General features: G+C 42.5%; 13 protein-coding genes. 12 read left to right on the forward strand and 1 reads right to left on the reverse strand.

Annotated features, from left to right (window positions below; genetic code table 11):
• Positions 1 to 254: 254 nt before the first annotated feature.
• From LOZ91_RS07855 to rdgB, 8 genes are all read left to right on the forward strand, one after another.
• Positions 255 to 2,504 (forward strand): TonB-dependent receptor, encoded by a 2,250-nt coding sequence (locus LOZ91_RS07855; RefSeq protein ID WP_005172757.1) that lies wholly within the window; start codon positions 255 to 257, stop codon positions 2,502 to 2,504.
• A 314-nt stretch (positions 2,505 to 2,818) separates the two neighbouring features.
• The gene (locus LOZ91_RS07860; RefSeq protein WP_244782960.1) at positions 2,819 to 5,128 is read left to right on the forward strand and encodes a TonB-dependent siderophore receptor; all 2,310 of its coding nucleotides are present in this window, start codon (positions 2,819 to 2,821) and stop codon (positions 5,126 to 5,128) included.
• A gap of 80 nt (positions 5,129 to 5,208) precedes the next feature.
• Positions 5,209 to 5,892 (forward strand): Fe2+-dependent dioxygenase, encoded by a 684-nt coding sequence (locus LOZ91_RS07865; protein ID WP_244782962.1) that lies wholly within the window; start codon positions 5,209 to 5,211, stop codon positions 5,890 to 5,892.
• Positions 5,893 to 6,320: 428 nt separating this feature from the next.
• On the forward strand, positions 6,321 to 8,018 hold the full coding sequence (gene leuA / locus LOZ91_RS07870; RefSeq protein ID WP_159138504.1) for a 2-isopropylmalate synthase: 1,698 nt from the start codon (positions 6,321 to 6,323) through the stop codon (positions 8,016 to 8,018).
• Between the two features lie 113 nt (positions 8,019 to 8,131).
• Positions 8,132 to 9,292 (forward strand): homoserine O-acetyltransferase, encoded by a 1,161-nt coding sequence (locus tag LOZ91_RS07875; protein ID WP_244782964.1) that lies wholly within the window; start codon positions 8,132 to 8,134, stop codon positions 9,290 to 9,292.
• The gene (gene metW, locus LOZ91_RS07880; protein ID WP_005095565.1) at positions 9,292 to 9,885 is read left to right on the forward strand and encodes a methionine biosynthesis protein MetW; all 594 of its coding nucleotides are present in this window, start codon (positions 9,292 to 9,294) and stop codon (positions 9,883 to 9,885) included. The genes LOZ91_RS07875 and metW overlap by 1 nt, the downstream gene beginning before the upstream one ends.
• Entirely contained in the window at positions 9,882 to 10,472 is a 591-nt protein-coding gene (locus tag LOZ91_RS07885; protein ID WP_005095562.1) for an SEL1-like repeat protein, read from the forward strand. The genes metW and LOZ91_RS07885 overlap by 4 nt, the downstream gene beginning before the upstream one ends.
• A gap of 102 nt (positions 10,473 to 10,574) precedes the next feature.
• Positions 10,575 to 11,201, forward strand: coding sequence for an RdgB/HAM1 family non-canonical purine NTP pyrophosphatase (gene rdgB / locus LOZ91_RS07890; RefSeq protein ID WP_180001633.1), 627 nt, complete (start codon positions 10,575 to 10,577; stop codon positions 11,199 to 11,201).
• Positions 11,202 to 11,341: 140 nt separating this feature from the next.
• Here the strand turns inward: rdgB and LOZ91_RS07895 are convergent, their stop codons facing one another.
• Positions 11,342 to 12,223 (reverse strand): hypothetical protein, encoded by an 882-nt coding sequence (locus LOZ91_RS07895; protein WP_005172765.1) that lies wholly within the window; start codon positions 12,221 to 12,223, stop codon positions 11,342 to 11,344.
• A gap of 185 nt (positions 12,224 to 12,408) precedes the next feature.
• Here LOZ91_RS07895 and LOZ91_RS07900 point away from each other — a divergent pair, with 185 nt between their 5' ends.
• From LOZ91_RS07900 to LOZ91_RS07915, 4 genes are all read left to right on the forward strand, one after another.
• Complete coding sequence (locus LOZ91_RS07900) at positions 12,409 to 12,627, forward strand: Sec-independent protein translocase subunit TatA (RefSeq protein ID WP_005095557.1); 219 nt, start codon at positions 12,409 to 12,411, stop codon at positions 12,625 to 12,627.
• Positions 12,628 to 12,636: 9 nt separating this feature from the next.
• On the forward strand, positions 12,637 to 13,059 hold the full coding sequence (gene tatB / locus LOZ91_RS07905; protein ID WP_005095555.1) for a Sec-independent protein translocase protein TatB: 423 nt from the start codon (positions 12,637 to 12,639) through the stop codon (positions 13,057 to 13,059).
• A complete protein-coding gene (gene tatC, locus LOZ91_RS07910) occupies positions 13,056 to 13,832 on the forward strand; it encodes a twin-arginine translocase subunit TatC (RefSeq protein ID WP_244782966.1) in 777 nt (258 codons plus the stop codon). The genes tatB and tatC overlap by 4 nt, the downstream gene beginning before the upstream one ends.
• A 195-nt stretch (positions 13,833 to 14,027) precedes the next feature.
• Positions 14,028 to 16,280 (forward strand): PhoX family phosphatase, encoded by a 2,253-nt coding sequence (locus tag LOZ91_RS07915; RefSeq protein ID WP_244782967.1) that lies wholly within the window; start codon positions 14,028 to 14,030, stop codon positions 16,278 to 16,280.
• Positions 16,281 to 16,322: the final 42 nt, after the last annotated feature.

The raw sequence follows: 16,322 nt of genomic DNA on the forward strand, positions 1-16,322 counted from the left end.
TATATTAGGTTATAACAGGTTTATAAAAATGTGCCACATTATATGACAACATTTAAGGATATACAAAAAATACGCGCGAGTTCCAGTTTTTAAACCCTTTTTTTACTTGAATTGGCATCTTTTCAAATATTCAGGCGATTAAATTGAAATGAAGGAATTGTATATTTTTATTGCAAATGATAAATATTATCACTAGTATTCACTTTCAAATTTGATACAAAACTCTGAACTCTCTCCATATTGGAATTTTGGTTATGCGTGATTTTAATCTTCGACCTTTAGCTGTGGCTATTCTTGGGGTTACAACAGCTGCTGCACATGCTGAAACAACAAGCACAACATCTGTTCCGACAACTCAACTTTCCACGATTGTGGTGTCAGCGGCTGGCTTTGAACAAGAATTAAAAAATGCACCTGCCTCTATTAGTGTGGTCACTGCTGAAGACCTAAAGAAAAAGGGCATTACCAGCATTGCTGATGCACTTACAGAAGTTCCTGGTGTTGACGTACGTAATGGTCAAGGTAAAACAGGCGGCCTTAATATCCAAATGCGTGGTTTAAATCAAAGCTACACCCTTATTTTAATTGATGGTCAACGTCAAAATACCTCTGGCTCAATTGGCCCAAACGGTTTTGGTGAATTCTCTACCAGTTTTATGCCACCTTTAGCTTCTATTGAACGTATTGAAGTGATTCGTGGTCCAATGTCTACACTATATGGCTCAGATGCAATGGGCGGTATTATCAACATCATTACCAAAAAGGTCTCTTCTGAGTGGAATGGTAATGTTTCTGTTGAGCAAAATATTCAAGAAAATTCTGAGATTGGCAATAACTGGAAAACTAGCGCAGTCGTAAATGGTCCATTGATTCAAGATAAGCTTGGCATTCAAGTACGCGGTGAGTTTTTCCATCGTGACGAATCAGATCGACTTGTGACACCTGCAAAAACTATTGATGAAGGTAGTCAAGGACGAGATCCTCGTACTGTAGAAGCAAATAATTATGCTGTTGGTACAAAATTGACCTATAACCTGAATGATAATGTGTCTACTTGGGTTGATTTCGATCATTCTGAACAACGTTTCAATAATAGCGATGCTCGCTTAGGCGAACTTTACGAATTCAACCGCACGACAGGTTTACCATCTGGCCCAGGCTCATATAAAGATGAAATCAAATTTTTAAGAGATCGTATTTCTGCTGGTGTCGATACTGAGTTAAATTTCGGTCAATGGAAAACGTTTGCAAGCTATGTAACTTCTGAACAAGAAGGTCGTCGCTTACCTAAAGGTAATGTTCCTGAATACAACTATTTCTCTGATGGTACCCAAGATCGTATCTTAGAAAATAAAGACTTAACTGTTGATTCTCGTATAATTTCAACGCTTGGCAATCATAAAGTTACTGCTGGTGTTGAATATAAAGATGGTGAAACCATTGACAATTCAGCAGGTAATAGTGTTGCATTTGAGCAAGACTCTTGGTCTATATTTGCTGAAGATGAATGGAATCTAACTGATTCACTTGCGCTCACTTTCGGTGGTCGCTACGAAGACCATAGCGCTTTTGGTGGCCACTTCACACCTCGTGCTTACTTAGTTTGGAATACGAATGATCAATGGACATTAAAAGGTGGCGTGAGCACAGGCTATAAAGTTCCAACAGCCAATGATCTCCATAGCGGCATTAACGGATTTAGCTCTCAAGGTCGAAACGTGACCTTGGGTAATCCAGATCTTAAGCCTGAAGAAACCACAAACTATGAGCTTGGTTTCGTTTACGATAACTTATCTAATTTCTCTTTAACGACTACGGCATTCTTTACTCAATTTAAAGACATTATTGTCAGCGATGCACGTGTGTTTGAAAACTGTTTATGGGCAGGTCGCCCAGCAGGACAAGCGCCTGCGAGTGACTGTATGACTGTAGGTAGTTTCGATAATCAACAAAACTTCGGCTTTAAAGGTAATGCTGATAAAGCTGAAAGCTATGGTGTTGAGCTAAGTGCAAAATACGATATCTCTCCAAGCTTTGATGTAAAAGCAAACTATACGTGGTTAGAATCTGAAATTACCGAAGGTGAAAACAAAGGTAATCCTATTGAAAATACACCTCGTCATGCTTTGAACTTCACAGGAACTTGGTATGTTAATGATAAGTTCACCACATGGTTAGAAGCTGAATATAAATCTGATCGTGTTCGCTTCACGAATCCTAATCTTAATGATGTAAATATAAGTCGCGAGATTGATGCCGTTGGTAATAAATTAAAAGCATATGAGTTATTCAATTTAGGTGCTTCTTATAAAGTAAGTAACCAAGTGACGGTTTCAGGTCGAGTGAATAACTTATTGAACAAAGACTTTGGCGACTACAAAACGTTCATCAACAGTGATAATGATGTAGAAAATGCCTTTCTTTATACTAAAACTACAAGTGGTTTAGCAGGAACATATATTCCTGATCGCAACTACTGGTTATCTCTGTCTTATGACTTCTAAAACTTAAAGTAATTGCAATAAAAAACCCTGCCCTAGCAGGGTTTTTTATTGTCGCTAGACCAGCACCTTCCGAAACCTTGCTAATTCATACCCTTCCATAAACATCACTATTATCAATAAAAATTTAACAATCCAATTTATTTTTCAATATTAATTAAAAACAAATACTTAAATAACTATTGTTACATCATTACATTTAAGAACTCATTTAACATTTTCTTAAAGATCATGAATTCCCATGATAAAAAGATCAAAGTAAAAACAAGAATCATTATTATTCGCATACATTTTCAAATTCATTTCTTAGGTTTAACATGACCTTTATTAAAACACGTAAAAAAATCGTTTCCTCTGCAATTGTTTCGTCTTTATCAATTGTCGGAACACATGCAATTGCTGAAGAAAATGTAGTTCGACTTGACACCATTCATCAAGAAGTCAAAGCTGAACAAGCACCCAGCTTAAAAGTAGATCAATCTGCAAACAGCAAATTTGTTGCTCCTTTACTCGACACACCAAAATCAGTATCCGTTATTTCAAAACAGCTGATTGCAGATACGCAAGTGACGACTTTAAGTGATGCTTTACGTACTGTGCCGGGTATTACCCTAGGTGCAGGTGAAGGGGGCAATCCAAACGGCGATCGTCCGTTTATTCGTGGTTATAACTCTGAAAGCTCCATGTATGTAGACGGCGTTCGTAATGCCACTTCACAAAACCGTGAAATGTTTGCTGTCGAACAGGTCGAAGTAACTAAAGGTTCTGCGTCTGCCATGGGCGGCGCAGGAGCGACCGGTGGTAGTATCAACATGATTTCTAAAGTTGCGAAGAAAGGTGACTTTTTAGAAGGCTCGGTCGCTGGTGGCACAGATAACTATCAACGTATTACTTTAGATGGCAATAAAGATTTCGGAAATGGTATCGCAGCACGTGTTGCGGTAATGGGTCATCATAATGAAAAAGCTGGTCAGAAAGATGGTGCCGAATATAAACGTGCCGGTATTGCGCCAAGCATTAGTTTCGGCTTAGACACCCCTACTCGCGCGACTTTGAGCTATTACTACTTAAAGTCTGATGATACGCCTGATTCTGGTGTTCCTTATCAATATGATGCGGTAAAAAAAGCAACCGTAGGTAAACCTGTCGATGTAAAACAAGGTATTTACTACGGATGGCTTAATCGTGACTTCCAAAAACAAGAAAATCAATCTGGTACTATTAAACTAGAACACGATCTAAATGAAGATCTTACTCTTAGCAATACCGCTGTATACAATAAGTCTGAGAATAATTATTTGTGGACACAACCAGATGATAGCCAAGGTAATATTTTAAATAATGAAATTTGGCGCCGCCTCAATACCAATTTAACCAGTACAGACAGCTTTACAGATCAACTCGCTTTAACAGGAAAGTTCAATACTGGGGTGCTAACGCACAAATTCAATGTTGGTGCCGAATATTCTAAACAAGATTCAGATCGTGGATCGAATATAGTCACTGATCCGAATACATCTAAAATTGGCGGTAGTTCCAATAACAACAATGCAAATAATGCCTGCTCGTTAGTCAATTCAAATGGTTGGTGTACCGATCTGAACAATCCTAATTCTTATGATGCTTGGTTAGGAACTGTTACCCCAAATCCTAATGTCACTAATATCACATCTAAAACACAATCTATCTATGCTTTGAACAATCTAGAAATTACCCCACAATGGCTGGTAGACCTAGGTGTTCGCTGGGATAAGTTCGAAACGGATATGAAATACAATAAAGATTCCGGAACGATTAAAGCAGGAACAGCATATACTTCAAGTAATGACTTTTTTAATTACCAAGCGGGTTTAACATTTAAACCTACTGAAAGCAGCGCGATTTATGCAAGTTATGCCACTTCTGCCAACCCTGTAGGCGTGGACGCTGGTGACGGCTCTGAAGGTATTAGCGTTCCGGGCAGAAATACATCTGAAGAACAGGCCAAAGCGATCAATAATCTAAAACCAGAAGAAGTTAAAACATATGAAATTGGTACAAAATGGAATGTACTCAATGATAAGTTAAATTTAACTGCTGCTATTTTTAGAACTGAAAAAGAGAATACCCGTGCTCTTGATACAGATGGATTTACTCGTAATATTGGTGAAACTCGCGTAGATGGTATTGAACTTGGTGCAAATGGCAATATTACTGATAAATGGGCAGTTTCAGCTGGCTATACTTATCTAGACAGCGAAATTGTTGATGCTGGTTTTGTTAATACTGCGGCATCAGGAGCACCAGCAGTATATGTTCCAAGCCCAACTAATGGCAATCAGGTTCAAAACGTCGCGAAAAACAGCGCAACCCTGTGGACGACTTATGCAATAACTCCAGCTTTAACTTTAGGTGCGGGTGCTGTGGCAATGGATAAAGTCTATGGCGATGCTGCGAATACAAAATATGTTCCAGGCTATATACGTTACGACGCGATGGCACGTTATAACCTAAATAAAAATGTTGATTTACAATTGAACGTCAACAACCTGTCTGATGAACGTTACTTTACCAAAGCTTATGCATCTCACTATGCCACTGAAGCAGAAGGTCGTAGCGCAGTATTGGCAATCAACTTTAAATACTGATCATTCTTGAGTTAAAACCGGCATAGCCTCCAAATTGAGGCTATGCTATTTTCAATATAAAATATTCAGGAAAAGTCTTCGTGCTGCATCATATCCCAAACGTACTGAGCAAAGAACAAGTGCAATATTTCCGTGAGGAGATGAATAAAATCGAGTGGGTGAATGGCAAGGTTACGGCTGGTACGCTCTCTGCAACGGTGAAACAGAATCAGCAATTGCCTGAAGATCATCCCCTGACCCATCATTTAAGTAATATTATTCTTGAATCTCTGGGACAGCATGCTTTATTTTCATCGGCAGCGATTCCACTGGATATCATTCCTCCCCTGTTTAATCGCTATGAAAATAATGAAGCTTTCGGCTTTCATGTCGACAATTCGATTCGTCGTATTCGCGGCAGCAATGAACGCCTTAGAACGGATTTATCCTGTACGGTTTTCTTGAGTGAACCTGAAGAATACGTCGGTGGTGAACTGGTGGTCGAAGACACTTACGGTTATCACGAAGTAAAATTACCTGCCGGCGATATGATTCTGTATCCATCCACCAGTTTGCATGAAGTCACCCCAATCACCTCAGGTTGCCGAATTGCCTCATTTTTCTGGATACAAAGCATGATTCGTGATGATGCAGAACGGCATATGCTGTTTAATCTGGATCAAAGCATTCAAAACTTGAGAATGCAACTGGGCGATCAGCATGCAGAAGTTATGAAACTGACCAATTTGTATCACAACCTCATGCGCAAATGGGCCGAGCTTTAAAAGCTTGCCCGGATGAAATGTCTTTAACCATCTAGGGCTATCTTTTCTAAAAATAGAGGCTGATATGGCATGATTGGGTGTAAAAAATAACGGCTTATTTCAAAATCAAGAAAATATAAAACACTATACTTAAAATATATGGGAATATTTTTCAAAACTTAAAGCTTATAAGAAAATCTTTATTAAGATACGACTAAAATCTATTAAAAAAGCAAAAACTTTTCGGTTTAACTGGATTAAACTTAAAGTTATAAGTTGATCATGCAGGTTTTTTGATTAAAACTAAATCCCAAATATTCCAGAAGATTTTTAGTTTTAATGCTGGTTCCAATCTGTATGTAGACGATTATAGACACAATCTATTCGGTAACCTTTGCCAGTGCTTCAACCAAGCGCAGACTCTATCAGGTTACACAAGGAGCTCTCTCATGATGTTGGCTGATCCAAGTAAAAAATACCGTCGCATGTATCAACGTGTGGACTTACCAGACCGTCAATGGCCGAACAATGAAATCAACAAAGCGCCAATCTGGATGAGTACTGACCTGCGTGATGGTAACCAGGCGATCTTCGAGCCAATGAACATGGAGCAAAAATTCAAGATGTTCCAGATGTTGGTGAAAATCGGTTTCAAGCATATTGAAATTGGTTTCCCTTCAGCATCGCAAATTGACTTTGATTTCACTCGTAAATTGATTGAAGAAGATCATATTCCTGAAGATGTTTATATCGAAGTTTTGGTTCAAGCCCGTGATCATTTAATTGCTCGTACCTTTGAATCTTTACAGGGTGCAAAACGTGCCATTGTGCATATCTACAACTCCAATTCACCGACTTTCCGCGAGAAAGTCTTGAATGTAGATGTAGCGGGCGCAAAACAATTAGCCGTCAATGCCGCACAAAAAGTCAAAGAATATGCCGCAAAACAGCCTGAAACTGAATTTGTCTTCCAGTACAGCCCGGAATGTTTCACTGCGACTGAATTAGAAGTCGCAAAAGATGTTTGTGATGCTGTGACTGAAATCTGGGAAGCATCACCGACCAATAAAGTGATCTTGAACTTGCCAGCAACGGTAGAAGTTTCAGGTCCACACATCTATGCCGATCAAATCGAATGGATGCACCGCAACATTCAGCGTCGTGACGGCGTGATTATTTCAGTGCACTGTCATAATGACCGTGGTTGCGGCATCGCGGCATCTGAATTGGCGATGATGGCTGGTGCCGATCGTGTTGAAGGTTGTGTGTTTGGGAACGGTGAGCGTACCGGTAACGTCGATGTGGCAGCAATCGCATTGAACATGTATACCCAAGGTGTTGCGCCAAACCTGGATTTCTCCAATATCAATGAAATTATCGCGACTGTAGAAGAATGTACCGGTTTGCCAGTACATCCACGTCATCCATACGCAGGTGATTTGGTCTTTACTGCATTCTCCGGCTCACATCAGGATGCGATCAAAAAAGGTTTCGAATTCCAGAAAGACCAAGAAATGTGGGATATGCCATATTTACCAATCGATCCAAAAGACTTGGGCCGTGACTATGATGCGGTGATTCGCGTTAACTCACAGTCAGGTAAAGGCGGTATCGCCTACTTGTTAGAATCGAATTACAACGTGACTTTACCACGTCGTTTACAAATCGAGTTCTCGCAAATTGTACAAAAACGTACCGATGAACAAGGCACTGAAATTTCTGCAACCGAGATCTGGAAGTTGTTTAAAGAGACTTATGTCGATGTTAAACATGTACATTACTCAACTAAGAACTACAAGTTATCGGATGACAATGGCAATCAGGTGATTGAGCTGGATCTTGAAGTTGAGGGTCAGTCCCGCCGTGTTCGCGGTGAAGGCAATGGTCCAATTTCTGCAATCTTGGATGCACTTCAGTTACCGATTGATGTGGTGAACTATGAAGAGCGCAGCATCAGTTCAGGTGCGCATGCCAAAGCCTTGGCCTTGATTGAACTGCAAGTCAAAGGCACTGGCAAGTCTGCCTTTGGTGCGGGTGTGCATGACAACATCGTGACCTCTTCGATCGAAGCAATTCTTGCATCGACCAACCGTCTGATTGATCAAGGTGTATTAAGCACTGATCAGGTAATCGCTGCTGCGGTCTAACCGGCTGTATTAGAATTAGCGATAATTCATAGCACTAAAATGACTTTAGAAGGATATCCGCTAGTGGTATCCTTTTATTATTCATACTCAAGATTTTAAGGCGAATCCTCCCCGTGTCTTTTCCAGCTGACTCAGTGGGCATTGTTGTCCCACAAAAGTTCCAATTTGAAGAGCCGTTAGAGCTTGAATGCGGTCGCATCCTCCCCCGTTTTGAACTGATGGTTGAAACTTACGGTACCTTAAATGCTGACAAGTCGAATGCCATTCTGATTTGTCATGCCCTTTCTGGTCATCATCATGCCGCAGGTTATCATCATGAAGATGATAAAAAGGCCGGCTGGTGGGACGCCTGTATTGGTCCCGGCAAAACCATTGATACTGCAAAATTCTTTGTGGTTTCACTGAATAATATTGGGGGCTGTAGTGGCTCTACCGGTCCAACCTCACCAAATCCTGAAAATGAAAACCGTCCTTATGGTCCAGATTTTCCGCTGGTCACGGTCCGCGACTGGGTTAAAACTCAGGCTTTATTGTCCGATCGTTTAGGCATTCAGACTTGGGATGCCATCATTGGTGGTTCACTCGGTGGCATGCAGGCACTGCAATGGTCAGTGGATTACCCGAACCGTTTAAGAAAATGTGTGATTATTGCCAGTGCGCCAAAACTTTCAGCACAGAATATTGCCTTTAATGAAGTAGCACGTCAGTCAATTTTGTCTGATCCTGACTTCCACAACGGCCGTTATCTGGAAAATGACAGCTATCCCAAACGTGGCCTGATCCTGGCGCGTATGGTCGGTCATATTACCTACCTGTCCGAAGAAGCCATGAAGCAGAAATTTGGCCGTGATCTGAAATCTGGCAAATTTATGTATGGTTTTGATGTCGAATTCCAGGTCGAAAGTTATTTGCGTTATCAGGGTGAACAGTTCAGCCGTAACTTTGATGCCAATACCTATCTGATCATGACCAAAGCACTGGATTATTTTGATCCGTCACGTGAATATGAGCAGTCACTGAAAAAAGCCATGGCCCATACCCAGTGCAAATTTTTGGTGGTGTCCTTCACGACTGACTGGCGTTTTACCCCTGCCCGCTCGCAGGAAATTGTGGATGCATTAATTAGCAACCATAAACCGGTGAGCTATTTAGATATTGATGCCGAACAGGGTCATGATTCCTTCCTGTTCCCGATTCCCCTGTATGTAAAATCTTTGCGTGCATTCCTGGGTGGTGAAGAACACCTGAAAGCCACACCGAAGGAGGCCGTATAATGCGTATCGATCAACAACTCGCTGAAAAGTGGATTAAGCCCGGTTCTAGCGTGCTCGACCTGGGTTGTGGCGATGGTGAATTGCTGGCACAAATGAGTAAAAAACACGATATTCGTGCATACGGATTGGAAATTGATCAGGAAAAGATTGCAATTGCGGTCAGTCGCGGGTTAAATATCATCCAACAAGACTTAAACCTCGGTTTAAGCCGCTTTGCCGACCAGTCTTTTGACAATGTGGTCATGGCACAAGCTTTGCAGGCTGTAGATGCACCTGACGTATTATTGCGTGATATGGTGCGTGTAGGGAAACAGGCCATTATTACGTTTCCAAACTTTGCCCACTGGAAGACCCGTTCTTTCTTGGCGATCAAAGGAAAAATGCCGGTTTCTGAAGCCTTGCCTTATATGTGGTATAACACCCCGAATATCCACTTATGTACATTCCGTGACTTTGAAGCACTCTGTGCGGAAAATAACATCAAAATTATTAATCGACTCGCTGTGAACGGGAATCAAGAAGATAGTTTGCTGAGCAAACATCTCCCTAATCTATTTGGTGAAGTCGCAATTTATCGAGTGAGCGCGCTATGAAAAAATTATTATTAGGTACGACGCTACTGGCTGGACTTTTTGGCATGCAAGCCCATGCAGACTATGTTGCTCCAAGTCCTTCTGTTGCCAGTCAAGCGGCTCAGTATTCAATAATGGATATCAACAGTCTGATCAAAGCGGCTAAAGCAGGTCAGGCCGGTGCACAGTTTTATCTGGCCACCAAATACCAGTATGGCAAAGACATTCAAAAAGATGAACGACAGGCCTTTGCCTGGTACAAAGCTGCTGCCGATCAAGGTTTAGCTGTGGCGCAGTTAAATGTCGGCCGTATGCTGGCAGATGGCATGGGCACCCGAAAAGATGAAGCGCTGGCACGTCAGTATTTTGAAAAAGCAGCCAGCCGTGGTGATAACCGTGCCAGCTTTAACCTGGCCATGATGGAAGAGAAAAAGAAAAACTACATGGGTGCTTATCAGTGGTATGAACTGTCTACCCGTGATGGCATGCTCGACAATAAAGTGATTACCCTTTCTGAAGGCAAGAAAACAGCATTGGCGGCAAACTTGACCCAGGAACAGATCCGTCAGGCGCGTGACCGTGCCGACAGATGGATTCAGGCACAATAAAGCTGAATGGTATAAATAGCACCTTCGGGTGCTTTTTTATTGCCTACAAACCCGCAATGGCAGTTAAAATAGCACGATTGATATTTAGAGAATGAGTGACACATGGCTTCTACAGATTGGTTATCCCAAGGCACACTGGTATTGGCAAGTAATAACAAAGGTAAAATTGCCGAGTTTGAGAAAATGTTTGCTGAATTACAATTACCTGTTGAAGTCGTGGCGCAAGGTAAATTGAATATCGAAGATGCCATCGAAGATGGCTTAAGCTTTGTTGAAAATGCCATTATCAAGGCACGTCATGCCTCTAAAATCTCAGGTAAACCTGCGATTGCCGATGACTCAGGCATTTGTGTGCCAGTTCTTGGCGGAGCTCCTGGGATCTACTCAGCACGTTATGCCGGTGAACATGGCAATGATGCCGCCAACAATAAGAAACTGCTGGCAGATTTGAAACCATTGCGTAAAGATAGCGAAGCGATTGAAGGCATGTTTGTCTGTGTACTGGCACTGGTTCAACATGCTGAAGATCCACTGCCACAAATTTTCCAGGGCATCTGGACGGGTGAAATTTTAGAAGCAGCACGCGGTGAAAATGGCTTCGGTTATGACCCGCTGTTCTGGTTGCCGGAACTCGGTATTTCCAGTGCAGAAATGAGCAAAGAAGAAAAGAATAAAATCAGTCATCGTGGTCAGGCCATGCAGCTGTTTAAAGCCAGTTTGGCGAAATAATTTGTTTTACCCCTCCCTTTTCCAAAGGGAGGTCGGGAGGGATTCAAATTTACCTCTTATCAAGAATCCCCCTAAATCCCCATTTTTCAAAGGGGGGGACTTTATAACTCTTTCTAGCCTTCTCTCCAAAAAAGGAAACTTTATAGCGTAGGCATCACCGCATGCAACACCAGCCCATAGATCCCAATCAAAATTGCACTCGCAATCGTCCCCGAAGCAATATATTTGGCAGAATGCCCTGTGCCCTGATAATGGGTTTCTAAAGCCACGATGTTCGCTGCCGGTGGCAATAAGAAATACATCATCATTACACTATAAGTCAGGAGCTGATGTGGAATCGGCAAGAATATATAGGCAATACCAGCCAAGCCTAATGCAAAAATAAAGCGCCCGCTGATCAGCACCAGACTGCGCTTTAAATCCCTCAGCTGAATACGGACATGACGAAGCCACATGCCCAAAATGCACATTCCTGCAAAAGTGACTAAAAATTTATTGGCTGCATATGCCCATTGAAGGGTGGGATGAAACTCATAATGACTAAAGTCCCAAAATGATAAAACCCCTGCAATACTGAGTGCGATCACCGGTGGCGATTGCAGGATATTTTTCAGAATAAATGTCCAATCTTGGCGAGTTTGGCTCACGGCAATGACAGCACTGACATTCCCAAATAATGAGCCACCAATATAAAGTGCAATCATGGTCGACATTGCGTCAGTGCCAAACACTGCTAAGGCAAACGGCAGACCGAGCCATACGCCATTCAAATAGCTAAAACACAGCGCACGCAATTTATCTTTGGCAAAATAATAAAACAGGCTAAACAGCACAATTGAACTAAAAATACTAAAGCCCATCAGCCACAGACTGCCCGCTTTATAAAACACCATATTGTAAATAATCAGCACAGGAATCAGGACACGTGCCAATAAAGCCGCCAAGACAGGTCGAACCGGCTTTAAATATTGCACACCCCAATAACCAATCAAAAAAGACAGCAGGGGAAGAATCAAGGCCATGACAGTGCTGCTGAGATTTCCATATCAGGTTATATGCTAGCACAGCATCCTTTTCATCTAATGATAGATTTTTCATATGAATTACTCATTACCCTGCTGCCGTGTCGGCAAACTGTCATTAAAGCGTCACTGCATTGTCATACAAGCCTGCTGAGATAGGGGCATGAAATATAGAGGATAAAATAATGGCAGGATTATCAATTTGGCATGTGCTGATTTTTGCAATTGTGGTGATTTTATTGTTTGGTACATCGAAGCTGAAAAACCTGGGTAAAGATGTCGGCGGTGCAATTAAAGACTTTAAAAAATCAGTCAAAGATGAAGAAGTAGAAATGGCCAAGCTGCAAGAACCGCGAACGATTGATGCACAAGTCAAAACCCCTGAAACCTCAATCAAGAGTTAAGAGTCCGCTATGCTCAATATCGGAATGACCGAGCTGCTGATTTTCGGGATTATTGCACTTCTGGTGCTTGGGCCAGACAAGTTACCTGAGGCAGTCCGTTTTGTCGGAACATGGTATGGCAAGATCAAGCGCATGGTCAGCAATGTTCAGAACGATCTGGATCGTGAATTACGCTTGTCCGAACTGCGAGAACAGATGCAGGCCGAAATGCAGCGGATCCAGCAACTCGAAGCCAAGATGCAGGCACAAATGGCAGATTTGCAGCAGCCGATTGCAACTGATGAATTAAAAGTAAAGCCTCAGGCTGCCCAGCCCGTGCTTCGCTATCAGCCTGTAGTACAGCCCGTATCAGTGGTGTATTTACCTCAGCCTGCACAAACTCAAGCAGTGATTTCCCAACAACGCTATACAGAAATGAAGGTGGCCGTATGACGTCTTCACCGACCACACCTGCTTCAAATGATGCTGCAGCGCTGAACCTTGAAGAGATGCCGATTACCCAGCATTTGGTGGTGTTAAGAAAACATCTGTTTAAAGTGGTTGCTGTCCTGATTGGCCTGTTTTTCTGTTTGCTGCCTTTCGCCAATCAGACCTATCAATGGTTATCTGAACCTTTACGGGCACAATTGCCTGCCAGCTCGACCATGATTGCCACGGATGTGACGGCAACATTCATGGCACCGTTTAAGCTGAATTTCTTTGTGGCGCTGATGATCACAATGCCGTTTATTCTGTATCAGCTCTGGACATTTGTTAAACCGGCGTTATATGCCAAAGAAAAGAGTCTGGCGCTGCCGCTTTTGATCGGCAGTATTGTGCTGTTTTATACCGGGATCAGCTTTGCCTACTCTGTGGCCTTACCTTCGATCCTGCATTTTTTTATCAGTGTCTCACCGGAAACTGTGGCACCGATGACCGACATTAACAGTTATCTTAGCTTCTGTTTAAAGCTGTTTCTGGTCTTTGGTTTTACCTTTGAAATCCCGATTATTACCTTGGTTTTAATCCTGATTGGGGCAGTTTCAACACAAACCCTGGTGGAGAAACGGCGCTTTATTATTGTCGGCTGTTTCTTTGTCGCGATGTTCGTGACACCGCCAGATGCACTGTCGATGATCATGTTAGCTGTACCGATGTGGTTGCTGTTTGAACTGGGTTTGCTGGCCGGAAAACTGATCGAAAAACGGCGTTTAAAAGCGCAATAAGAACAATCAGCCAAAACAAAAATCATGCTTTAACTCAGGCAGCTCCGGCTGTCTTTTTATTTTCAAAATATTATTAAAATACTGATTTATTTAATCTTAATGTCACATTTCCTTAAGATTAGTGTCACATCCCAGACTTAAGGTATTGAAAACTTCTACACCACCAAGCACTTATTTTTTAATTGGGACTTTAAAATGAAAAACGAAGACATGATACCTTGCCAGGATCTGGTTGAAGACAGTAATAATTCAAACAATAGCCACTTTCAAACAATTCTGGATCAATACACCAGTCGCCGTAGTTTTATTGCAAAAACCACCAGTGGGGCAATGGCCTTAGCCTTCGCAGCAACAGTAAGTGGTTGTTCAGATGATGATAATGATTCTGGCACGCCTGACACTAATCCCACTACACCACCAGACACCACGAACCCAGATCAACATGCATGGAGTGACCTGAAAGCGCGCCCGAATAAATTGACCTTTGAGCCGGTTCGCAAAAATACACAAAACTTCTTTAGCGTGCCTGAAGGCTATGAACTGAAAGTGCTATATGCGGTCGGTGATCCAATTAACCCCGCGTATCCAGAAAAGACAGATGCAACATTAGCATCAGGTGCTTCTTATCAGTTCCGTGCAGGCGACAACCATGACGGCATGAGCTTCTTCGGTATGCATCCAACCAACAAAAATTATGCTGCCAAAGAATCAACACAAGGTTTACTTGTTTTAAACCACGAATATCTACAACAATCTCAGCTCCATACACCAGAAGGTACAATTACCATCGATGGCGTACGTCCAGAAGATCAGGTACTCCGTGAAGTGAATGCGCATGGTGTTTCTGTTATTGAGATCAGCAAAGATGCAAATACACAAGACGTTAAAATCAACTTGAATTCTAATTTTAACCGTCGTATCACTGCAGCAACCGAGATGGAAATTAATGGACCGGCTCGTGGTTCTGACCTCGTCAAAACTATTTTCTCACCCGATGGAACGTTGACGCGCGGCACCTTTGCCAACTGTGGTAATGGTTATACGCCATGGGGAACTTACTTAACGGCTGAAGAAAACTGGAGTGGTTATTTCGCTCGTCAAGCCAACGACACCCGCGCTATTGCAAAAGAAGAAATTTCATTATCTCGTTATGGTCGTGGTGGTACTGATGCCCGTTCGTCTCAATACCGCTGGAATACTCCTGTTGCTGAATTAACCGGTGATAAAGGACTTTATGATCGTTGGGATATTTCAGTTAAAGGTGCAAGTGCTTTAGCAGATTATCGTAATGTCATGAATACGTGTGGCTTCATTGTAGAGATTGATCCATTTAGCGCGACTACACGTCCAGTTAAACGTACTGCACTGGGTCGTTTTGCACACGAGGACTGCCGATGTAGTAACCCTATTCCGGGTCAGCCATTAGCTTTCTATATGGGTGACGATGCGACCGGCGAATATATCTATAAATTTGTTTCTGAAGCCGTCTGGGATCCGAAAGACGTCAATGGTGGTTATACTGCTGGTGATAAATACATGGATAAAGGGACATTATATGTCGCTAAATTCAATGATGACGGTACAGGTGAATGGCTAGAACTGACTCATGGCAAAAATGGTTTAACTACTGCCAATGAAATCTATCCATTTGCAGGCCAGGATGACATCGTCATCAATGCCCGTCTTGCTGCTGACCATGTTGGTGCGACCAAAATGGACCGTCCAGAATGGGTTGCCGTGAATCCCGAAAATGGTGAAGTGTATGTAACCTTAACCAACAACAGCAACCGTGGTCGTGCATATGAAACTGATGCTGCCAACCCACGTAGCTACATCGACTTTAAAGGTTCAAGCGCCAGCAATTCAGGCAATATGAATGGTCATATCATTCGTTTCAGTGAAGCTAAAAATACAGTTACAGCGACAAGTTTTGCTTGGGATATTTTCCTGTTCGGTGCAGAAGCACGTGCTGCTTCTAACATCAACCTGTCAGGTCTGGATGATTTAAATGACTTCTCCAGCCCGGATGGCATGTGGTTCGATCCGCGCGGTATTCTGTGGATTCAGACGGATGATGGCCAGTACACCGATGAAACCAACTGTATGATGCTGGCAGCCCTGCCAGGTACAGTCGGTGATGGCAGAAAAGCATTGGCAGCCAGCACCAAGGCTGAAGGACAGGAAACCTTTGTCGGTGCCAAACTGAATAATGATCGGGTTCGCCGCTTTCTCACAGGTCCATCGGGCTGTGAAATTACCGGTGTGACGATTACGCCGGACTACAAAGCAATTTTCGTCAATGTGCAGCATCCAGGCGGTGCATGGCCAGCCAATCAAAGCGAGCGTTATAGCCGTTTAGGCAAAGTGCCTCGCTCTGCGACTGTGGTCATTACCCGTAAGGATGGCGGTGCGATTGCCGGTGAAGCCTTGGAACAAGCGACAGCATAAAAAAATAAGTTTCATTAAAATGCCGGCAGATGTCGGCATTTT

The sequence above is a fragment of the Acinetobacter sp. F-1 genome, assembly GCF_022869025.1.
GTDB lineage: Bacteria > Pseudomonadota > Gammaproteobacteria > Pseudomonadales > Moraxellaceae > Acinetobacter > Acinetobacter pseudolwoffii.